The 20418-nt window shown below is 65.5% G+C and carries 21 protein-coding genes; 17 read left to right on the top strand and 4 right to left on the bottom strand.

Annotated elements, in window-relative coordinates:
• The first annotated feature begins 1 nt into the window (after nucleotide 1).
• The 6 genes from R3P93_RS08285 to era all read left to right on the top strand — a co-directional run bounded on the left by R3P93_RS08285 (nucleotide 2) and on the right by era (nucleotide 5553).
• On the top strand, nucleotides 2-775 hold the full coding sequence (locus R3P93_RS08285; RefSeq protein WP_317532764.1) for a 16S rRNA (uracil(1498)-N(3))-methyltransferase: 774 nt from the start codon (nucleotides 2-4) through the stop codon (nucleotides 773-775).
• The gene (locus R3P93_RS08280; protein WP_317532763.1) at nucleotides 772-1527 is read left to right on the top strand and encodes an alpha/beta hydrolase family protein; all 756 of its coding nucleotides are present in this window, start codon (nucleotides 772-774) and stop codon (nucleotides 1525-1527) included. The genes R3P93_RS08285 and R3P93_RS08280 overlap by 4 nt, the downstream gene beginning before the upstream one ends.
• A 93-nt stretch (nucleotides 1528-1620) precedes the next feature.
• Nucleotides 1621-2664, top strand: a complete 1044-nt coding sequence (locus tag R3P93_RS08275; RefSeq protein WP_317532762.1) for a PhoH family protein — start codon at nucleotides 1621-1623, stop codon at nucleotides 2662-2664.
• 53 nt (nucleotides 2665-2717) lie between these two features.
• Entirely contained in the window at nucleotides 2718-3260 is a 543-nt protein-coding gene (gene ybeY / locus R3P93_RS08270; protein ID WP_243594016.1) for an rRNA maturation RNase YbeY, read from the top strand.
• Nucleotides 3261-3300: 40 nt separating this feature from the next.
• Complete coding sequence (locus tag R3P93_RS08265) at nucleotides 3301-4623, top strand: hemolysin family protein (RefSeq protein WP_243594015.1); 1323 nt, start codon at nucleotides 3301-3303, stop codon at nucleotides 4621-4623.
• Nucleotides 4624-4638: 15 nt separating this feature from the next.
• Nucleotides 4639-5553, top strand: coding sequence for a GTPase Era (gene era / locus R3P93_RS08260; protein WP_317532761.1), 915 nt, complete (start codon nucleotides 4639-4641; stop codon nucleotides 5551-5553).
• A 42-nt stretch (nucleotides 5554-5595) separates the two neighbouring features.
• Here era and R3P93_RS08255 read toward each other — a convergent pair whose 3' ends face one another.
• A complete protein-coding gene (locus tag R3P93_RS08255; protein ID WP_317532760.1) occupies nucleotides 5596-7017 on the bottom strand; it encodes an amidase in 1422 nt (473 codons plus the stop codon).
• A 72-nt stretch (nucleotides 7018-7089) separates the two neighbouring features.
• On the opposite strand from R3P93_RS08255, the gene recO reads away from it, so the two are divergent.
• The 4 genes from recO to R3P93_RS08235 are packed head-to-tail and all read left to right on the top strand — an operon-like array spanning nucleotide 7090 to nucleotide 10152.
• Nucleotides 7090-7923 (top strand): DNA repair protein RecO, encoded by an 834-nt coding sequence (gene recO, locus R3P93_RS08250; RefSeq protein ID WP_243594012.1) that lies wholly within the window; start codon nucleotides 7090-7092, stop codon nucleotides 7921-7923.
• Nucleotides 7880-8698, top strand: a complete 819-nt coding sequence (locus R3P93_RS08245) for an isoprenyl transferase (RefSeq protein WP_094635534.1) — start codon at nucleotides 7880-7882, stop codon at nucleotides 8696-8698. Before recO ends, R3P93_RS08245 begins: the two co-directional genes overlap by 44 nt.
• Nucleotides 8691-9110: a hypothetical protein gene (locus R3P93_RS08240; protein WP_317532759.1), complete on the top strand. Its 420-nt coding sequence runs from the start codon at nucleotides 8691-8693 to the stop codon at nucleotides 9108-9110. The genes R3P93_RS08245 and R3P93_RS08240 overlap by 8 nt, the downstream gene beginning before the upstream one ends.
• 49 nt (nucleotides 9111-9159) lie before the next feature.
• Nucleotides 9160-10152, top strand: coding sequence for an iron-siderophore ABC transporter substrate-binding protein (locus R3P93_RS08235; protein ID WP_317532758.1), 993 nt, complete (start codon nucleotides 9160-9162; stop codon nucleotides 10150-10152).
• Between the two features lie 6 nt (nucleotides 10153-10158).
• Here R3P93_RS08235 and R3P93_RS08230 read toward each other — a convergent pair whose 3' ends face one another.
• Nucleotides 10159-10599, bottom strand: coding sequence for a Fur family transcriptional regulator (locus R3P93_RS08230; protein ID WP_243594009.1), 441 nt, complete (start codon nucleotides 10597-10599; stop codon nucleotides 10159-10161).
• The gene (locus R3P93_RS08225) at nucleotides 10596-10976 is read right to left on the bottom strand and encodes an ArsR/SmtB family transcription factor (protein ID WP_394855270.1); all 381 of its coding nucleotides are present in this window, start codon (nucleotides 10974-10976) and stop codon (nucleotides 10596-10598) included. The genes R3P93_RS08230 and R3P93_RS08225 overlap by 4 nt, the downstream gene beginning before the upstream one ends.
• A 266-nt stretch (nucleotides 10977-11242) precedes the next feature.
• Between R3P93_RS08225 and R3P93_RS08220 the strand changes: the two genes are divergently transcribed.
• The gene (locus R3P93_RS08220; protein WP_121869514.1) at nucleotides 11243-12628 is read left to right on the top strand and encodes a glycine--tRNA ligase; all 1386 of its coding nucleotides are present in this window, start codon (nucleotides 11243-11245) and stop codon (nucleotides 12626-12628) included.
• 69 nt (nucleotides 12629-12697) lie between these two features.
• Here R3P93_RS08220 and R3P93_RS08215 read toward each other — a convergent pair whose 3' ends face one another.
• Nucleotides 12698-14731: a TPM domain-containing protein gene (locus tag R3P93_RS08215; RefSeq protein ID WP_317532757.1), complete on the bottom strand. Its 2034-nt coding sequence runs from the start codon at nucleotides 14729-14731 to the stop codon at nucleotides 12698-12700.
• 128 nt (nucleotides 14732-14859) lie between these two features.
• On the opposite strand from R3P93_RS08215, the gene R3P93_RS08210 reads away from it, so the two are divergent.
• Genes R3P93_RS08210 through R3P93_RS08185 form a run of 6 tightly spaced genes read left to right on the top strand, consistent with a single transcriptional unit; the run spans nucleotide 14860 to nucleotide 20390 of the window.
• Nucleotides 14860-15774, top strand: a complete 915-nt coding sequence (locus R3P93_RS08210; protein WP_317532756.1) for an ABC transporter ATP-binding protein — start codon at nucleotides 14860-14862, stop codon at nucleotides 15772-15774.
• Entirely contained in the window at nucleotides 15771-16574 is an 804-nt protein-coding gene (locus R3P93_RS08205; RefSeq protein WP_317532755.1) for an ABC transporter permease, read from the top strand. Before R3P93_RS08210 ends, R3P93_RS08205 begins: the two co-directional genes overlap by 4 nt.
• A gap of 46 nt (nucleotides 16575-16620) precedes the next feature.
• The gene (locus R3P93_RS08200; RefSeq protein WP_317532754.1) at nucleotides 16621-17736 is read left to right on the top strand and encodes a sensor histidine kinase; all 1116 of its coding nucleotides are present in this window, start codon (nucleotides 16621-16623) and stop codon (nucleotides 17734-17736) included.
• Nucleotides 17733-18341, top strand: a complete 609-nt coding sequence (locus R3P93_RS08195; RefSeq protein ID WP_317532753.1) for a response regulator transcription factor — start codon at nucleotides 17733-17735, stop codon at nucleotides 18339-18341. The genes R3P93_RS08200 and R3P93_RS08195 overlap by 4 nt, the downstream gene beginning before the upstream one ends.
• 57 nt (nucleotides 18342-18398) lie before the next feature.
• Nucleotides 18399-19115 carry a YdcF family protein gene (locus R3P93_RS08190; protein WP_317532752.1) on the top strand — a complete coding sequence of 239 codons (717 nt, stop codon included), beginning with the start codon at nucleotides 18399-18401 and terminating at the stop codon, nucleotides 19113-19115.
• Nucleotides 19116-20390 (top strand): deoxyguanosinetriphosphate triphosphohydrolase, encoded by a 1275-nt coding sequence (locus R3P93_RS08185; RefSeq protein WP_068052304.1) that lies wholly within the window; start codon nucleotides 19116-19118, stop codon nucleotides 20388-20390.
• The last annotated feature ends 28 nt before the right edge of the window (nucleotides 20391-20418 follow it).

The following is a 20418-nucleotide window of genomic DNA, read 5'->3' as shown; positions in this document are numbered from 1 at the left end:
GATGGCCCCCACGGTCTTCTACCTCTCGCCCCTGCCGAACGTCGGCGAGTTGGCGGTGCTCGACGGCAAGGAAGGGCACCATGCCGCGACCGTGCGACGCATCCGCGTCGGTGAGCGGGTGTTGCTCGGTGACGGAGCAGGTGGCTTGGCCGACGCGGTCGTCGTCGCCGCGGAGAAGAATCGACTGGAACTGACCGTGCACTCGCGCAGCGAGATGCCGCGTCCCACTCCGGCCGTGACCCTCGTGCAGGCATTGCCGAAGGCGGATCGGTCGGAGTTGGCGGTCGAGCTGGCCACCGAGGCGGGCGTCGATGCCGTCGTGCCCTGGCAGTCGGCTCGCTGCGTCGCACGGTGGGAAGGCCCGAAGGCAGCCAAGGGCGTCGCGAAGTGGCGCAGTACCGCGTCGGAGGCGGCCAAGCAATCGCGTCGGGCCTACATCCCCGAGGTCTCCGAGCTGCAGGATTCGCGACAGATCTACGCCCTCGTGCGCGGCGTCGTGGAGCGCGGCGGAATCGTCGCCGTGCTGCACGAGGCGGCCACCACGTCGTTTCGGGACCTGGCGTTCGCCTCGGTGCCCGAGGTCGCGATCATCGTCGGACCCGAAGGCGGGCTCGACGACAGAGAGGTCACCGCTCTGACCGAGGCGGGTGCAACCCCGGTGGTTCTCGGTCCGACGGTGCTGCGGACCTCGACGGCGGGAGCCGTGGCCCTCGGCGCGCTGGGCGTCCTGACCTCGCGGTGGACGCAACTTCCGCCGGACTTCGAGAACGCATGAGCGCGCGAATCAAGATCGCCTACGGCGATCACCCGGAGCAGTTCGGGCACCTCTACCTGCCGGCCGAGCCGATGGAGGACACGACGCCGGTGGTCGTGGTGGTGCACGGTGGGTTCTGGAGCGGTCAGTACGGATCCAATCTGGGCACCCAGTTCGGCCGGGCCGTCGCCGGAGCCGGCGCGGTGGCGTGGAACATCGAGTATCGACGCGTCGGCGCAGGCGGGCACTGGCCGGAAATGCAGTCCGATGTGACCGCGGCACTCGACGTGGTCGCCGAGGAACTGCAGCAGCACGCCCCGGTCGGTGTCGACGACGTGCGCGTCATCGGGCACTCCGCTGGAGGCCACCTGGCAGTGTGGCTCGGCGGTGAGACCGGCACGAAGGTCCGCCCGTCGCGCATCGTCTCGCAGGCCGGCGTTCTCGATCTCGAACCGCGCGGTGCGTCGGGACGCACCAACCCGGCGGTCGAGGCGCTGTTGCAGGCCCGATACGAGGACCATCCCGACCTGTACCGATCGGCCTCGCCGGCCGCGCGTGTACCCATCGGCATCCGGACGATCGCCCTGCACGGATCCGAGGACATCCAGGTTCCGGCGGCGCAGAGCGAACGGTACGTTGCGCTGGCGCGCGCCGCCGGGGACGACGCGGAGCTGGCGATCGTTCCGGGCGAGGACCACTTCGCCTTCCTCGATCCCGATTCCCGGTGTTGGGCGCTCTCGCTCGACGCCGTGCTCGGTGCCACCAGCAAGTAATGGGAATGCACATCGTCCCTGCGGCGTTAAACTCGATCCGTAGCGAGTGCACGTCCGAGAAGCCGACACCAGAGAGCAGGCCATAGCCACCACGTGAGTGAACACAGCGATTTTCCCGCCGAGCGTGACGTTCGGTCCACTTTGGAACTCGCCCCCGAAGCAGTGATGCCACTGCTGGGACAGTCCGACGAGAACCTGCGGGCGCTCGAGCAGATGCTGACGGCAGATATCCACGTACGAGGAAACGCCGTGACGCTCACCGGAAAAGTGGCGGATGTGGCGCTGGCCGAACGGGTGATCTCCGAGTTGGCCGCGCTGGCCAAGCGCGCTCAGCCACTGACTCCCGATGCGGTGCGCCGATCGATAGCCATGCTCACCGAGGGCGTGGCCGATTCTCCGGCCGAGGTGCTGAGCCTGGACATCCTCTCGCGCCGCGGTAAGACGATTCGGCCGAAGACTCTGAATCAGAAGCGATACGTGGATGCGATCGACGCCAACACCATCGTGTTCGGTATCGGGCCCGCGGGTACCGGAAAGACGTACCTGGCGATGGCGAAGGCCGTCCAGGCATTGCAGACCAAACAGGTCAGTCGCATCATCCTGACGCGTCCGGCCGTGGAAGCGGGGGAGCGGCTCGGCTTCCTTCCCGGAACCCTGCACGAGAAGATCGACCCCTACCTGCGCCCACTGCACGATGCGCTGCACGACATGATGGACGACGAAGCGATCCCGAAGCTGATGCAGGCCGGGGTCATCGAGGTCGCGCCCCTTGCGTACATGCGTGGTCGCACACTCAACGACGCGTTCATCATCCTCGACGAAGCGCAGAACACCACCGCCGAGCAGATGAAGATGTTCCTGACTCGACTCGGATTCGGATCGAAGATCGTCGTCACGGGTGACGTGACCCAGGTCGACCTTCCGGGAGGTGCGCGATCCGGACTGCGTGCGGCGTCCGAGATCCTGACCGACGTCGACGACATCCACTTCGCGCAGCTCACCAGCAGCGACGTGGTGCGGCACCGCTTGGTCTCGGAGATCGTCGACGCGTACGAGCGGTTCGAGTCGACATCGGAAGGCGTCATTCCCAACCGTGCGCAACGCCGAACCGGTGGACCGCGTTCGGCGAGAAGATGATTCAGGCAGACGGACCGGCAGATGCAGGCAACGAGAGCGTGGGTAGTGGCTAGATGAGTATCGAAGTGTCCAACGAGTCGGGGATGGACATCTCCGAACCCGAGCTGGTCTCGGTCGCACGGTTCGCGATCGCCGGCATGGACGTGCATCCCGCCGCGGAACTGTCGATGGTGCTGGTGGATTCCGCCACGATGGCCGATCTGCACATGCGGTGGATGGATCTGCCCGGCCCCACCGACGTGATGTCGTTCCCGATGGACGAGCTGGAGCCGGGCGGTCGTCCCGACGCCCCCGAGCCCGGACCGGCGATGCTCGGCGACATCGTGCTGTGCCCGTCGTTCGCCGCGGATCAGGCTGCTGCGGCAGGACATTCGCTCGAGCACGAACTGGCGTTGTTGACCGTGCACGGTGTACTGCACCTGCTGGGTTACGACCATGCCGAGCCGGACGAAGAGAAGGAGATGTTCGAGCTGCAGAACCGTCTGCTCGCCGAGTGGTACGAGGATGCCAGGCGAGCGGAGCAGGCCGCCGAACAGGCCGCACGCGATGCCCGGCTCCTCGGCAAGGCCGGTTTCGTCGACGGACACGATCGATGATCTGCGTCGTCGAGCAGCTGGAAGTACGGGGTCGTAGCGCGTGAGCAGTGCTGTTGCGCTCATCGTCTTCGCCGTCCTTCTCGTCCCACTCGGAGGCCTGTTCGCTGCGGTCGATTCTGCGCTGAACACGGTCTCGCGGGCGCGCATCGACGACATGGTCAAGGACGAGCGGCCCGGTGCCACCGGCCTCGTCGTCGTGGTCGGCGACCGCCCGCGCTACGTCAATCTGATGGTGCTGCTGCGCATCCTGTGCGAGATCGGCGGCACCGTGTTGCTCGCGGGTGGTCTGACACAGCTGATCGACTCCACCACGGCCTTGCTGATCAGTGCGGTGGCCATGGTGCTGGTCAGTTACGTCGTGATCGGTGTCGGTCCGCGAACCCTCGGGCGGCAGAACGCGTACTCGATCGCGTTGGCGGCCGCGTTGCCGCTACGCGCGCTCGGGTGGCTCCTCGGCCCGATCAGCAGACTGCTCATCCTCATCGGTAACGCGATCACCCCAGGTAAGGGATTTCGCAACGGCCCCTTCGCCTCCGAGATCGAACTCCGAGAACTGGTGGACATGGCTCGCGAACGCGGCGTCGTGGCCGACGACGAACGGCGGATGATCCAGTCGGTGTTCGAGCTCGGTGACACCTCCGCCCGTGAGGTCATGGTCCCGCGCCCCGAGATGGTGTGGATCGAGTCGGACAAGTCGGCGGGCCAGGCCACGTCGTTGGCCGTGCGCAGCGGACACTCCCGCATCCCGGTGATCGGGGAGAACGTGGACGATGTCGTTGGCGTCGTGTACCTCAAAGACCTTGTGCAGCAGACGTACTACTCCACCGACGGTGGCCGCGGAGTGCAGGTGTCCGAGTTGATGCGTCCGGCCGTCTTCGTTCCCGATTCCAAGGCGCTGGACAGTCTGCTCGCCGAGATGCAGCGCGATCGCAACCACATGGCTCTGCTCGTCGACGAGTACGGAGGCATTGCGGGCCTGGTGACCATCGAGGACGTCATCGAGGAAATCGTCGGCGAGATCGCGGACGAATACGACTCCGACGAGGTTGCCCCCATCGAGGAACTCGACGACGGGCGCTATCGATTGTCCTCCCGGGTGCCACTCGAGGACCTCGGCGAGATCTTCGACATCGAGATCGAATCCGAGGAAGTCGACACCGTCGGCGGACTCCTCGGCTACGAACTCGGCCGAGTACCGTTGCCCGGATCGCAGGTGATCACCCACGGACTGCTGCTGCGCGGCGAAGGCGGAGCCGACCCCAAGGGGCGCGTCCGCATCACCACGGTGCTGGTCGAAAAGATCGAACCCGACGAAGAATCCACCGAGGACGACGACTCGTCCGACGCCACTCGCCAACACTGAAATCTGGAGGTGCTCTTGTCCGAGCAGAACAACGGTGAGTTCCGATCCGGATTCGTCTGTTTCGTAGGCCGACCCAACACCGGCAAGTCCACACTGACCAATGCACTGGTGGGATCGAAGATCGCCATCACGTCCTCGCGTCCTCAGACGACGCGGCACACCATTCGCGGCATCGTGCACCGCGAGCACGCCCAGCTGATCCTGGTCGACACCCCGGGCCTGCACCGACCGAGAACGCTGCTGGGGCAACGCCTCAACGATCTGGTGCAGGACACCTACTCCGAGGTCGACGTCATCGGACTCTGCATCCCCGCGGACGAGAAGATCGGGCCCGGCGACCGGTGGATTCTCGAACAGGTGCGGCACATCGCGCCCAAGACCACGCTCATCGGGATCGTGACCAAGATCGACAAGGTCAAGAAGGAACGCGTCGTACAGCAGCTGATGTCGCTGTCGAAGCTGCTCGGTGAGAATTCGCACGTCATTCCGGTGTCGGCCGAATCGGGCGAGCAGATCGAGAAGCTCGTCGACCTGCTGGCCTCCGAACTCCCACCGGGTCCGGCGTTCTACCCCGACGGTGAGCTGACGGACGAGCCCGAGGAGATCCTCATGGCCGAGCTCATCCGTGAAGCCGCGCTCGAAGGCGTCCGGGACGAGCTGCCCCACTCGTTGGCCGTCGTCATCGAGGAGGTCGTGCCCCGCGAGGGCCACGACAACATGCTCGACGTGCACGCGATCCTCTACGTCGAGCGATCGAGCCAGAAGGCGATCATCATCGGCAAGGGCGGCTCGCGGCTCAAGGAGGTCGGCACGGCCTCGCGACTGCAGATCGAGAAGCTGCTCGGCACCAGGATCTACCTGGACCTGCACGTCAAGATCGCGAAGGACTGGCAGACCGACCCCAAGCAGATGGGCAAGCTCGGCTTCTGACCGGAGCGGCTTCGCCGCACGTGCACGGCAATTCGTAGCAGACTACGAAGTTTCGCTCACGTCGGTCCACCAGGGATCGGGGCGCTTGCGGTGCCACTGCAAGACGTTCTCGAGTTGGGCGGCGACCGAGACCAGCAGTGGCTCCGAGGATTCGTGCCCCATCAATTGCAGACCGATGGGTAGGCCGCCGGTGGTGAATCCCGCGGGCACGTTGACGCTCGGCCAGCCCAGAACGTTCCACGGCCAGGTGTACGGGCAGTGCTCGGTGATGACCCGATCGGTGTCTGCGTTGGAGATGCCGTCGATGGCCTCGATCCGCGGCGGTGGGGTAGCCGTCGTGGGCGCGAGCACGATGTCGTACTCGTCGAAGAACCGGCCGATTCGACGCCCGATGCGCGGTTCGGCGGCGCGTGCTGCGCGCAGAGGTGCTCCGGCGAGTGCCCGGCCGCTCCTGGCATTGGCTCTGGTCCTCGGGTCGGCGAGAGACGGATCGGGCAGGCGGTCCAGCCAAGCCGCCACACCTGCCAGTGAGCGAGGTAGGAAATTGAGCCCCAACAGCATTCCGTAGGCGGGGTCGTCGACGACCACTCGGTGCCCGAGCAATCGCAGCACCGCGGCCATCTCGTACGCCGCCGCTGCGATCTCCGGATCCAGCGGTGCCGGCGTCGGGATGAAGGGCTTACGAAGGCTGAGCGCGATGCGCAGGGAGCCGGGGTTGCGTCCGACAGCATTGGAGACGGTCACCGGTGCCGGACGATGCAGATCGCCGTCGTGGCCACCGGAGACCACGTCGAGGAGAAGGGCGGCGTCGGCCACCGTGCGTGCGAGCGGACCGATGACGGTGATGCCGTTGAACGCTTCGGCGTCCGGCCAGGTGGAGATCCTTCCGCGCTGTGGCTTGATCCCCACGAGGTTCGTCCACGATGCCGGAATGCGTACCGAGCCTGCACCGTCGGAACCCAATGCAGCAGAGACCAATTCGGCCGCCACTGCGGCAGAGCTACCGCCCGAGGAGCCGCCGGGTGTGCGCTCGCGGTCCCACGGATTGCGGGTGTGCCCGAAAGTGCCACCGGTGAACGGCCATTGGCCGAGTTCGGGACTGTTGGTCTTTCCCACGATGACGGCTCCGGCAGCGCGCAGTCTGCGCACCACCTCCGAGTCCGCGGTGGCCGGCGGAAAGTCACCCGCGCAGCCGAAGGCGGTCGGCTCTCCGGTGATGTCGACGTCGTCCTTGACGGCGATCGGAACGCCGAGCAGGGGAGCGGTATGGCCGGCGGCGCGCAGGCGATCTGCCTCGGCGGCCTCGGCGAGTGCGGCGTCGCGGCGGACGATGCGGAACGCGTTGAGCGTGGGTTGGCTCTGCTCGATGCGATCGAGTGACGCGGTGACCGCCTCTACCGAGGTGCTGCGACCCGACGCGAGTTCGGCGGCCTGGGCAACGAGAGTCGACCGATGAAAATCCACGCGTGCACAGTATCGACTCTCCTCAGCGCGGGAAACGGCCGGCTGCGCGGCACCCGTGGGACACTGGAGACCGTGAGGCCATACCGTGACAACGCAGTCGTCCTGCGCCAGCACAAGCTGGGTGAGGCCGACCGTATCGTCACGTTGTTGACCAGGGAGAACGGGATCGTCCGGGCCGTCGCCAAAGGGGTGCGTCGCACCAAGTCCAAGTTCGGCGCGCGACTCGAGCCGTTTGCGCACATCGACGTGCTGCTCTATCCGGGGCGCAACCTCGACATCGTCACCCAGGTGCACACAGTCGACGCGTTCGGCGGAGACATCGTCGCCGATTACGGTCGCTACACCACCGGTTGCGCGGTTCTCGAAACTGCCGAACGGCTGGCAGGCGAGGAACATGCACCCGCGCAGCGGCTGCATCAGTTGACCGTCGGTGCCCTGCGCGCCCTCGCACAGCACATCCGGCCTCCCGAACTGGTGCTCGACGCGTACCTGCTGCGCGCGATGGGTTTTGCCGGATGGGCTCCCGCACTCACCGACTGCGCGCGGTGCGCAGCGGTAGGGCCGCACCGTGCGTTTCACGTCGCGGCCGGTGGGGCCGTGTGTGTGCATTGCCGGCCGCCGGGATCGGCGACGCCGTCGACCGGTGTTCTCGATCTGATGGTTGCGCTCGAGCGGGGAGAGTGGGACTACACCGTCACCACCTCCGATGCCGTCCGCAAGCAGGCCAGTGGACTGGTGGCGGCGCATCTGCAATGGCATCTGGAACGACAGCTGCGCACGCTTCCGCTCATCGAACGCTCGCACCCGCATCAGGTGCCGCTGGCGCAACCTGACTCCGTGTTCGCCGACACCGTCGGGCAGGATGGGGACCGTGATTCGACGACGAGAGCCGCAACCCCGGCCTGACGAACAGTCGGCAGTGCGCCCTCCCGATCCGCATCCGTCGGGCGCTCGGCCGCCGATCCTGCAGCCCGAATTGATTCCTCGCCACGTCGCGCTGGTGATGGACGGCAACGGTCGGTGGGCCCAGGATCGAGGATTGCCGCGGACCGCTGGGCACGAGCAGGGTGAAGCGGTGCTCATGGACACCGTGTGCGGATGCATCGAGATCGGGGTTCAGTGGTTGTCGGCGTACGCCTTCTCGACGGAGAACTGGAAGCGCAGTCCCGACGAGGTCAAGTTTCTGATGGGCTTCAATCGCGACGTCATCCGTCGTCGACGCGACGAAATGAACGAGATGGGCGTCCGGGTTCGCTGGGCCGGCCGTCGACCGAGGTTGTGGGGCAGTGTCATCAAAGAACTGGAAGTGGCCGAGGAGCTGACGAAGCACAACACCGTGATGACGCTGACGATGTGCGTCAACTACGGTGGCCGTGCCGAGATTGCCGATGCTACAAGGGAAATCGCTCGACAGGTGGCCGCGGGCAAGCTGAACCCCGAGAAGATCACCGAGGCGACCGTCGCCAAGTACCTCGACGAATCGGACATGCCCGACGTGGATCTGTTTCTGCGTCCGTCGGGGGAGCAGCGAACGTCGAACTTCCTGCTCTGGCAATCCGCCTACGCGGAGTTCGTGTTCCAGAAGAAGCTCTTCCCGGACTTCGACCGTCGGGATCTGTGGGAGGCGTGTATCGAATACGCCTCGCGAGACCGACGATTCGGTGGAGTCAAGTATGAGTGAGAACGCGAACGGGACTCCTGACGAGGGGCTTTCGTTGCAGGCCCGGGCCCAGTTGGCGCTCTCGCAGTTCGCGACGGTCACACTCGGCGACGAGGGGTCGCTCGGTTTCGACTACGCCGGTGCACTCTGCTCGTTGCGCGCCGTTCGACTCTCACCCGAACTCGAGGTGCTCTCGCTCACTGCGGTGTTGGCCTGGGATCGTCCGCTCAAGGCAGCTCTGCACAAGAAGGTCGCCGACCGCAATGCCGACTCGCAGTTCGGCGCGATCTCGGTCAACACCCATGACAAGCTCGCAGATGTGTTGCTGCGCTACACCTTTCCGGCGAACGGGCTGGACGACGAGGCCATGCTGACGATGCTGATCCTGGTGCTCGCCGGAGTCGAGAAAGCCCGCGAGGGTCTACTGCCCTGAGCTGTCCGATAAGGTTTGCCTGTACTAACTTCCAGTAAAGGCGGATGCGATGACTGTGCGGTGGACCCGGATACTGACGGCAACGGTGGCGGTGATCGTCCTCGGTGTGTCTCTGACGGCCTGTTCGACAGAGAGCTCGGAGGACTCGGCGGCACCATCTTCCGACGGTGCATTCCCGGTCGTCATCGATCACATCTACGGCAGCACGACCATCCCGGAGAAGCCGACCCGAATCGTCACGCTCGGGGTGTCCGACGCCGATGCCGTCATCGCGCTCGGCACCGTTCCCGTCGGCAACACCGGGTACACGTTCTACGAGACCGGACTGGGTCCATGGACCGACGAGTTGGTCGGTGACGCGCCGTTGACGCTGCTGGGCTCGGAGTCCGAGCCGAACTTCGAGCTGATCGCCTCTCTGGCGCCGGATCTCATCACCGGACTCAATGCGGGTTTCGACGAGGCGACGTACACACAACTCAGTGACATCGCGCCGACGGTGGCCCGACCTGCAGGATCGGCCGCGTATGCCGTCGATCGTGAGGTGGCCACCGACACCATCGCTCGTGCCATGGGAGAACGCGACCGCGGCGAGGAGTTGAACACGCAGACCACCGCGGCGCTCGAGCAGGTTCGAAACGAACATCCCGAGTTCGCGGGTAAGACAGCAGCAGTGGTGCTTCCGTACGACGGCCAGTTCGGCGCTTATCTGCCCGGTGATGCGCGGGGGACGTTCGTCACCTCGCTGGGCTTCGAGGTCCCGGAATCGATCCGCGCCCAGGACGACGGCACCAACTTCTTCGTTCCGGTCTCGACCGAGAACATCTCGATGCTCGACGCGGATCTGGTGCTCTATCTCGGTACCGGTGAGGACATCGACGTGGTGGCGGAGAACCCGATCTTCGGAACGCTCGATGCCGCACGGGGCGACGCGATCGTTCCGTTGTCCACCGATCAGCGTGGCGCGATCACGTACAACTCGGTGCTGTCGATTCCGTTCGCCATCGACGCGGTGGTACCTCGCGTGGCAGAGGCCGTCGCCTGAGCGGATTCACCGAACGGCAGCACTGCACTGACTGCAGGTGCCGAAGATCTCGATCGTGTGGCTCACGTCGCTGAAGCCGTTGGACTCTGCGACACTCTGCGACCACTTCTCGACGGTGGGGCCTTCGACCTCGACGGTGAAACCACACGAACGGCACACCAGGTGATGGTGATGACCGGAGGAGCAGCGTCGGTAGACGGACTCCCCGTTGTCGGTGCGGAGCACGTCGACAGTGCCGGCATCGGCGAGGGTCTGGAGAGTGCGATACACGGTGGTGAGGCCGATGCCCTCACCGCGCTTGCGCAATTCGTCGTGCAGATCCTGTGCGGACTTGAACTCCTCGATGGTGTCGAGCAGATCCGAGATGGCACTGCGCTGCTTGGTGGCCCGCACACCGACGACGACGGGTCGTCTGGGTGTGGCGGTATCGGTGGACTTGTCGGTCACGGGTGTCGGCCTTCCTCGGCGTGGGCCACGGCGTCGACGACGATGTGGGAGAGGTGATCGTCGACCAATCGGTACAGGACCTCGCGTCCGTTGCGTTCTCCGCGCACGACACCCGCTGCCTTGAGTACCCGCAGGTGCTGGCTGATCAACGGTTGCGTGACACCGAGGGCGACGACGAGTTCGTGAACGCAGCGCTCGGACTCGCGCAACTGCAGCACGATGGCGATGCGTACCGGCGCTGCGAGTGCCCGCAGGATGTCTCCCGCCGCAGTCAGAGTCTCCTTCGGCGGGATGTGAGCCGGGGGAGCGACGGCGAACGGATCGCCCGAATGCAACGGATGCTCGGGATCCTGCCTGTGGCTCGAACTTTCTTCCACTGTCGAGTCCGTGGACACGGTTGCGGCTCCTTCGGTAGCCGGTTCGTTGCCGGCGGACTCTCCCTGCACGATCGACGTCATGACTTCAGGTTAGTGCAGTTGTTGTTATTGCAAATCGTATTCATTGTGATATGCACAGGTGCGCATGTCAACTTCCGCACTCGACCGCTGTTCGGTTTCGCCCGCCGAGCCAGATAGTCTGATCAGGGCGAAAACCGCCCACGTCACCTCTTACACGATGTAACCGAAGATGGAGAGCTCCGCCAGTGGCACCCAAGTCCAAAGTCGAAACCGTCGCCAACCTCGCCAAGCGCAGAGGCCTCGTCTACCCGTGCGGCGAGATCTACGGCGGTACCAGGTCGGCCTGGGATTACGGTCCGTTGGGCGTCGAGCTCAAGGAGAACATCAAGAAGCAGTGGTGGCGCAACATGATCACCAGCCGCGACGACACCGTCGGGCTGGATTCCTCGGTGATTCTGCCTCGCGAGGTGTGGGAGGCGTCGGGCCACGTCGAGACGTTCTCCGACCCGCTGGTCGAGTCGCTGCACACGCACAAGCGCTATCGCGCCGATCACCTCATCGAAGCCTACGAGGAAAAGCACGGCCACCCGCCGGAGAACGGCCTGGCCGACATCCGCGATCCCGAGACCGGTGAGCCGGGTTCGTGGACCGAGCCGCGTGCGTTCTCGGGCCTGCTCAAGACTTTCCTCGGCCCGGTCGACAACGAAGAGGGCCTGCACTACCTGCGTCCCGAGACCGCGCAGGGCATCTTCGTCAACTTCGCCAACGTGCTGACCACCTCACGCAAGAAGCCGCCGTTCGGCATCGGCCAGATCGGCAAGAGCTTCCGCAACGAGATCACTCCCGGAAACTTCATCTTCCGTACCCGCGAGTTCGAGCAGATGGAGATGGAGTTCTTCGTCAAGCCGGGCGAGGACGACGAGTGGCATCAGTACTGGATCGATTACCGCATGAAGTGGTACACCGATCTCGGTATCGATCCGGAGAACCTTCGGCTCTACGAGCATGCCAAAGAGAAGCTGTCGCACTACTCCAAGCGCACCGTGGACATCGAGTACAAGTTCGGTTTCCAGGGCAGTGCGTGGGGTGAGCTCGAGGGCGTCGCGAACCGCACCGACTACGACCTCTCGGTGCACTCGAAGGCGTCGGGCCAGGACCTGAGCTACTACGAGCAGGCCACCGACACCCGGTACACCCCGTACGTCATCGAGCCGGCCGCAGGCCTGACGCGTTCGCTGATGGCGTTCCTCGTCGACGCGTACACCGAGGACGAAGCTCCCAACGCCAAGGGCGGCGTCGACAAGCGTGTCGTGCTCAAGCTGGACCGTCGTCTCGCCCCGGTGAAGGTTGCAGTGCTTCCGCTCTCGCGTAACGCCGACCTGACGCCCAAGGCGAAAGATCTTGCGCAGCAACTGCGTCAGTACTGGAACGTCGAATTCGACGACGCCGGAGCCATCGGTCGCCGCTACCGTCGTCAGGACGAGATCGGCACCCCGTTCTGCATCACCGTCGACTTCGACACCCTCGACGATCATGCCGTCACCATCCGTGAACGCGACACGATGGCACAGGAGCGCGTTGCTCTCGACCAGGTCGAGGGCTACATCGCCTCTCGACTGATCGGTGCGTAAGAGCCTCACGTAACCGACAGGGCCCGATCTCTTCGTGAGATCGGGCCCTGTCGTACGTATGTCGAGAAACTAGAAGCGGCCGCCGCCACCGCCGAATCCGCCGCCCCCACCACCTCCACCGAAGCCCCCGCCACCACCGAAGCCACCGCCGAATCCACCGCCGCCACCGCCGCCGCGAAGGACGCTGTTGATCAGGATGCCGCCGAGCACTGCGCCGGCGATGTTGCCGCCGCTGCTGCCACCGCGCGGACCGTGACGGTTCTCCCAGTTCTGTACATCGGACTGGGCGATCTGCGATGCGCGCGAGGCCAATTGGCTGGCGGCATGCGCATGCTTGAGGGCTTCGTCGGGGTTCTCCCGTTCGAGCTGCCGGGCCGCGCCGAGGTGGCGTTCGGCCTCGGACAGGCGTGTTCTGGCATCGGCCCCGACGCCGCCACGACGGGTCGAGATGTAGTCCGCGGCTGCGGTGATCTGTGCCTGAGCGGCCGCGATATCGCGCTCGAGGCGAGCCCGCAGCTGGTCTTCGGCAGCCTTCTCGGCCGATGCCTCGTCCACGATCTTCTCGAGTTCGGCATCGGCTTCGGCGAGGGCGGTATAGCTACCCAGAGGATCCGAGGATTGGGCCTTCTCCGCGTTCTGCAACGCCGTCTGCGCCGCAGTCACCGCCGAGTGCAACTCGGCACCACCGTGTTCGGTCAATGTGCCGGCCTGCTCGATGTCGCGGCGGACGTCCGCGATGGCGTCGGGCAGGGTGGCGATGGCGTGCCTGATGTCGTCACGTGCGTGGTCGACGCCGTCGAGCAGTGTCTTGGCCTGATCGACGGCTCGTTCGGCCGTCCGAATCGCAGTGACGGCCGGACCCTGCTTACCGGGCGGGAGCGCAGCCGCCTTGCGGCCGGCCTCGATGTTGTCCTCGGCCAGCGCGAGGCGGTCCTTGGCCATCGTGACGTTGTCCGCTATCGATTTCAGTGCGGTCTCGGAGAATTCCGAATGCAGTTGAGCGAGCAGGGTTTCGGATTGCGGAATCCGCACCGTCAACCCGATGATCGCCTGGGTGAGCTCGTCGAGATGCGACTCGGCATTCATCACCAGGTCGCGAAATCCGTCGAATTCCTCCACCCGCGAATCGAGTTCGCGATCGGCTTGCCCGCACGAGGAGATGATCTCGACGAGCATCGCGCGTCGTTGGTCGGGAGTTTCGGGAATGGCGTCGTCGAGGCGTTGACGTATTTCGAAGGCAGAGGCCAACGCTTTCTTGGCGTTGTCGTGGGCGGCGATGAACGGTGCCGCCGCGGAATCGCCGAATTCGCCTCGCGCGAGGTTCAATTCCTCTTCGCTGGCGCGCACGGCATTGTCGGTCTCGATCAGAATTTCCTTGGCGCGGGTATCGAGGACGTCGATCGGGAAGGCGGCCAGCGCGGCCGGGTCGCTCGGGTCGATGTTCGCCACGGCCTCGACCTCGGCGGCGACGCGGGCCTTCTTGCGACGCGAGGAGTAGACGACAGCTCCGCCGCCCGCCACCGCCAGCACGCCGACACCGATCAGCAACGGTGCCGACGATCCGCCGCTGCCGCTCGAGGCATACGCGTCGCCGAGTGCACCGGCTGCCGCAATAGCGGCACCGGACCAATCCTCTTCGCGCAGTGCGGGTTCCACGTCGTTGACACGGATGTCGTCCTGTTCGGACGAGGTGATCTGAGACAGTCCGGTATTCACGCCCAGGTAGTACGAACGGTCCACGGTCGCCACCGCGAGGAGGACGTCACGCTGCCCGAGGTCGCTTCTCGACGCGGTCTGCTCGGCCCAGTCGGCGGCCGACAGGTTGTCGAAATCCGCAACGTAGGTGACCCACAATCGAAGCTGGCTGCTGCCGTAGAGGTCGTCGACCGAGGTCTGCACCTCGGCCAGCGAATCAGGGTCCAGAGCCTGGACGTTGTCGGTGATCTGGGTGGCCAGCCGCGAGGGAGCCTCGGCGGATGCAACCCCCGGCGCGAGCAGAACCGCCGCGAACAGGGTCAGAGCACCCGTAGCGGCGAGACGACGAAATCGATGGACCGACCTGGGGACTGTGGCGCTGCTGTGCCGCCGGTGCTGGACTGCCATGGCCTGAAATCTACCGGCTGGGCGGTGCAGAGATCGAGCAGGTCGATGTGGATGCATGACAGTTGTCACCTCGCAATCGTGACGCTCGAACGAGGTCGAAGCCGCCCGGCCGCAGCAGAGTGAGTCCCATGACCACAACAACGGCAGTCGAACTACGAGACGTCACCAAGACCTACGGCTCGGTCCGGGCGGTCGACGGGCTCAGCCTGTCCATCGAACCGGGCGAGGTCGTCGCATTTCTCGGACCCAACGGAGCGGGAAAGACGACCACCATCGACATGATGCTCGGGCTGGCAACACCTACCACCGGGTCGGTATCGGTGTTCGGGGGCACGCCCGCCGACGCCATCGCCCAGGGCCGCATCTCGGCCGTCATGCAGACCGGCGGTCTGCTTCGCGACCTGACCGTCCGCGAAACCGTCGAGCTGACCTCGGTGCTGTTCGCCCGAACCCGGTCGGTGCAGGAGGTTCTCACCCGGGCCGGTATCGCCGAGATCAGAGATCGCCGAGTGGCCAAATGCTCCGGCGGGCAGCAGCAGCGATTGCGGTTCGCGCTCGCATTGCTGCCCGACCCGGATCTGCTGGTGCTGGACGAGCCGACCACCGGCATGGACGTGGAAGGGCGTCGCGACTTCTGGAACGCCATTCGCCAGGACGCCAGTACCGGCCGAACTGTGCTGTTCGCTACGCACTATCTCGACGAAGCCGACGCCTATGCGGACCGCATCGTGCTGGTGCGACACGGCAAGATCGTCGCCGACGGCAGCGCCGCCGAGGTGAAGAACCTGGCTGCAGGACGCACCGTCACCGCCACGCTGCCCGGCGTCGACCAGTCGGTGTTGCTGGCTCTGCCGGGGGTGGACCGCGTCGAGACTCGCGGCGATCGGGTGATCGTGCACGGCCGCGACTCCGACTGCGTTGCCCGCTATCTGCTCAACGAAGCGCACGCGACCGATCTGGAAATCGTCTCGCGCAACCTCGAGGACGCCTTCCTCGCCCTGACCACCGACTCACAAAACGACCTCGCCGGGAGCATCCGATGACCACGACCACGCCGTCCACGACCACCCGTACCTCTGCCAGAGCTGTTGCCTGGGGCGGCTTCTCGCCGACCTTTCTCGGACTCGAGATTCGCAGGCTCTTCCGAAACAAGCGAACTCTGATCTTCACCTTGGTGATGCCGCCGGTGTTCTTCGTCATCTTCGGCACACAGTCCGACTACAGAACCGACTACCCTTTCGCGCACGGCAACGTCACCGGCTACATCGCCATCAGCATGGCCGTCTACGGAGCGATGCTCGCCACCACCAGTGGGGGAGCGATGGTCTCGGTCGAGCGGGCGCAAGGGTGGAGCCGACAGTTGCGGTTGACCCCGCTGAAGCCGGTCGCTTACATCGTCACCAAGGTCCTCGTGGCCATGACGATGGGTGCAGCCTCGATCGTCGTGGTGTTCGTCGTCGCGAAGTTCCTCGGGGCGGACATGCCGATCTGGGTGTGGATCGTCAGCGGTCTGATCGGCTGGATCGGCTCGGCGGTGTTCGCCGCGTTCGGATTGTTCATGGGCTACCTGCTGCCGTCGGAGAACGTGATGCAGATTCTCGGACCCGTGCTGGCTTTCCTGGCGTTGGCGGGCGGACTCTTCGTTCCCCTCGGTGACAGCGGCTGGTTCCCGATGCTGGCCCAGTTCACCCCGCTCTACGGGCTGGCCACCGTGTCCAGGGCCGCGTTCGCCGGGACCGAAACCGGAACGTTGCTGATCGCCGTGATCAATCTGGTGGTGTGGGCGACGGTGTTCGTCTCGGGAGCTGCGTTGCTGTTCCGAAGAGACACCACGCGTGCCTGAGACCGAAACCACTGATCATGTCGCCCACAGAGATACCGTGGGCGGCATGACCACGCTCACCGCCGACCTTCCCGAGGGACGGATCTGGCGGTTCGGCTGGATGTTCGGAGCCATCTGGCTGGTGTACCTGATCTACCCGTTGAACGACATCCTCGCTCTGGAACACACGCCGGCGAAGGTTGCCGGGGTCATGACGATCGTTGCCTTCGGAGTGGTGTTCACGTCCACCTTCTGGCGCTTCCGCACCGGACTCCGCCGAGGAAAGCCACTGCCTACCTCGCAGGCGTGGATCGCGCTCGGGGTCATGATCACCCTGACCGTGTTCATGAGCCTGTCGATCGACACCACTGCCTTCGGTGCCACCGTCTATATCGCAGTGCTGGCCATGATGACCCTGCCGGTCAGGCAAGCGTGGGCGTTGGTGGTGGTGATGGTCGCACTCGTCGAGGCGGTGCCGCGCTTGGTCTCGTCCTGGGAGCCCGACACCTTCTTCGCGTTTCAGCTGCTGATCAGCGCGGCCGCGGCCTGGGGCATCACCCAGGTGTTCCAACGCAATCACGAATTGGCCGTGGCCAGGCAGCAATTGGCAGACCTGGCCATCGTGGCCGAGCGCGAGCGCATGAGCCGGGACGTGCACGATATCCTCGGTCATTCCCTGACCGTCATCACCGTCAAGAGCGAACTGGCCGGCAGGCTCATCGAGATCGACCCCGCCCGCGCGGCCGTGGAGATCGCCGAACTGGAAACCCTTGCGCGGCAGGCGCTTGCCGATGTGCGCAGCACCGTCGGGGGTATGCGGCAGGTCGACATCGGTTCCGAACTGGCCAGTGTACGTACGGCTTTGAACGCTGCGGGAATCGATGCCGACCTTCCCGGCGATGCCGACGTGGTGCCGCTGCGACACCGAGAACTGTTCGGGTGGGTGATCAGGGAAGCGGTGACCAACGTGGTTCGACACTCGAGCGCACGGCACTGCCGGGTGACGCTGACGGCGTCGAGCATCTCGATCGTCGACGACGGAGTCGGACCTGCCGAGGGCGGCAGCGACAACGGTGGCAACGGCCTTCGCGGTCTCGGTGAACGAGTGAAGGCATCGGGTGGTTCACTGACGATCGCTCGGGTGTCGACCGGTGGGTTCGGAGTGGAGGTTTCGGCGGAATGAGCATCAGACTGCTGTTGGCCGACGATCAGGCGCTGGTGCGGGGCGCGCTCGCAGCACTGCTGGGTCTCGAGCACGATCTGGACGTTGTCGCCGAGGTGGGACGCGGGGACGAAGTGGTCGCTGCCGTGCTGGAACATCGACCCGACGTCGTGCTGCTCGACGTCGAGATGCCCGGCAAGAACGGTATCGACGTCGCCGCCGAACTGGCTTTGGTCGCCCCCGAGTCGAGGGTGCTGATTGTCACCACGTTCGGCAGACCGGGTTACCTGCGCCGCGCGATCGATGCGGGTGCGTCGGGTTTCGTGGTCAAGGACACTCCAGCCAAGCAGCTGGCCGACGCTGTTCGGCGGGTGCACATGGGGCTCCGGGTCGTCGATCCGACGTTGGCGACCGAGACTCTGACGGACGGCATTTCTCCGCTCACGGCTCGTGAGCAGGAAGTTCTCCGCGCCGCAGCGCAGGGAGGGACGGCCGGCTCCATCGCTGCCACGGTGCACCTGTCGGAGGGGACGGTGCGCAATCATCTGTCGTCGGCGATCGGAAAGACCGGTACCAGCACCCGGGCCGAGGCGGTCCGCGTGGCCGAGGATCGAGGGTGGCTGTAGCTCGTTCGAGGCGCGCCGTGACCGCCGAAGAAGCGCGGGCCTGGCAAACTCGGGGGGGTGAACTCAACTCTCGACCGAGATTCGTACGGCGATCCGTACGACGATCGGTATGCCCCGGACCCCGGTCCCGAGCGCCTCGGCTTCTTCGGAACGCTCGGACGCTGGACCGGTCGGCTGGTCGCGGGAGTGGTGCTGATGGCGTTGGTACTGGTCGCAGGAACAGCGGTGCGGGTATGGCAGGTGGCGCGCATCGACGACTACTCCAAGGCCGACGCCATCGTCGTACTCGGCGCTGCTCAGTACAGCGGCACACCCTCGACGGTGTTCGAGGCACGACTGTCCCAGGCCGCGTCGCTGTACGAGCAGGGAATCGCCCCCGAGATCGTCACCGTCGGTGGCAAGCAGGAGGGCGACCTGTTCACCGAGGCCGCGTCGGGCCGCAACTATCTGATCGATCAGGGAGTTCCTGCCGACGCCATCATCGCCGTCGAGACCGGCTCGGACACCCTCGAGAGCATCGAGGCGGTGAGCAACACACTGCGTGAGCAGGGCAGGTCGTCGGTGGTGTTGGTCAGCGATCCGTGGCATTCACTGCGCACCCGAACCATGGCGCGCGACGCCGGCCTCGATGCCTGGACTTCGCCCACGCGCACCGGGCCCGCGGTCTACACCAGAGAATCCCAGGCGCACGGAATCGCCAGGGAGACAGGCGCTCTGCTGTGGTATCAGCTGACCCACTTCACCGCGGACTTCTCCTACACGGCGGGCCAGTAGATGAGCGGCACGTACTCGGCGCACGACGTCGAACGATTCGTCACCGAACCCCCGAAGACCGCAGGACTGCGGGCCGGGGCGGACAACGCCTCGCATCGAAGCGCGTTCGCACGCGATCGAGCGCGCGTGTTGCATTGCGCCGCGTTGCGCAGGCTCGCCGACAAGACTCAGGTCACCGGTCCTCGAGACGGAGACACCCCGCGCACACGATTGACGCACTCGCTCGAAGTTGCGCAGATCGGCCGCAGCATCGCCGAGGGGCTCGGCAGCGATCCGGATCTGGTGGACCTCGCCGGGCTGGCGCACGACATCGGCCACCCGCCGTACGGACACAACGGCGAACGCGCCCTCGACGAAGTGGCTCAGGATTGCGGTGGGTTCGAGGGCAACGCGCAGAACCTGCGCATCCTGACCGGGCTCGAGCCGAAGATCCTCGACTCCGACGGCCGCAGCGCAGGACTCAACCTGACCCGGGCGTCGCTCGATGCCGCAACCAAGTACCCATGGATCAGGCCCGCCCCCGGAGCGAAGTTCGGTGCCTACGACGACGACTCCGCCATCTTGGGCTGGGTACGTGACGGCGCTCCGGACAAGCACAAGTGCCTCGAAGCGCAGAGTATGGACTGGTCCGACGACGTCGCGTATTCGGTCCACGATGTCGAGGACGGTGTGATCGACGCCCGAATCGATCTACGGGCGCTGTCTGATCCGATCGAGCGACGCGCCCTCGCCGAGCTCGGCGTCTCGGAATTTCGCGGACTCGATGTGGAGGAACTGATCGAGGCCGCAGATCGACTGTCCAGGATGCCCGTCGTGGTCGCGGTCGGACGCTACGACGGCACTCTCGCCGCATCCGTTGCGCTCAAGCACATGACCAGTGAACTGGTAGGCCGCTTCGCCACCGCCGCGATCGAGGGCACCCACGAGAAGTACGGCACTGCGCCGCTGAGCCGATACGACGCCGACCTGGTGGTGCCGTCGATCGTCGGCTCGGAAGTTGCACTGCTCAAGACGATGGCGTTGCGGTACGTGATGTCCGATGCCGGACACAAGATCCGCCAGGAGCGCCAACGCGACCGTATCCACCGCGTCGCCGAGTGGTTGATGCGCTCTGCTCCTGGCGAACTGGACCCCATTCTGGTGCCCGCGTGGCAGCGGGCCGACAGCGATGCGGAACGCACTCGTGTGGTCGTCGACCAGATCGCCTCGTACACCGAAAGTCGCCTCGAATTGATCGACAAGCGGTCACTCGGGGCTCAGGCCAGCTGGGGCTGATCGCTCCGCCGACCGAATGTGGGTAGGT

Origin of the sequence: Rhodococcus cerastii, from assembly GCF_033042195.1 — a bacterium.
In the GTDB taxonomy this organism is placed as follows: domain Bacteria; phylum Actinomycetota; class Actinomycetes; order Mycobacteriales; family Mycobacteriaceae; genus Rhodococcoides.
This window is presented reverse-complemented; position numbering and strand designations above follow the sequence as displayed.

Excerpts from the sequence above, each read along its gene's own strand:
- R3P93_RS08285 (WP_317532764.1), top strand. The coding sequence starts at position 2 with ATGGCCCCCACGGTCTTCTACCTCTCGCCCCTGCCGAACGTCGGCGAG.
- R3P93_RS08280 (WP_317532763.1), top strand. The coding sequence starts at position 772 with ATGAGCGCGCGAATCAAGATCGCCTACGGCGATCACCCGGAGCAGTTC.
- ybeY (WP_243594016.1), top strand. The coding sequence starts at position 2,718 with ATGAGTATCGAAGTGTCCAACGAGTCGGGGATGGACATCTCCGAACCC.
- R3P93_RS08245 (WP_094635534.1), top strand. The coding sequence starts at position 7,880 with ATGGGGACCGTGATTCGACGACGAGAGCCGCAACCCCGGCCTGACGAA.
- R3P93_RS08240 (WP_317532759.1), top strand. The coding sequence starts at position 8,691 with ATGAGTGAGAACGCGAACGGGACTCCTGACGAGGGGCTTTCGTTGCAG.
- R3P93_RS08235 (WP_317532758.1), top strand. The coding sequence starts at position 9,160 with ATGACTGTGCGGTGGACCCGGATACTGACGGCAACGGTGGCGGTGATC.
- R3P93_RS08215 (WP_317532757.1), bottom strand. The coding sequence starts at position 14,731 with ATGGCAGTCCAGCACCGGCGGCACAGCAGCGCCACAGTCCCCAGGTCG.
- R3P93_RS08210 (WP_317532756.1), top strand. The coding sequence starts at position 14,860 with ATGACCACAACAACGGCAGTCGAACTACGAGACGTCACCAAGACCTAC.
- R3P93_RS08205 (WP_317532755.1), top strand. The coding sequence starts at position 15,771 with ATGACCACGACCACGCCGTCCACGACCACCCGTACCTCTGCCAGAGCT.
- R3P93_RS08200 (WP_317532754.1), top strand. The coding sequence starts at position 16,621 with ATGACCACGCTCACCGCCGACCTTCCCGAGGGACGGATCTGGCGGTTC.
- R3P93_RS08195 (WP_317532753.1), top strand. The coding sequence starts at position 17,733 with ATGAGCATCAGACTGCTGTTGGCCGACGATCAGGCGCTGGTGCGGGGC.
- R3P93_RS08185 (WP_068052304.1), top strand. The coding sequence starts at position 19,116 with ATGAGCGGCACGTACTCGGCGCACGACGTCGAACGATTCGTCACCGAA.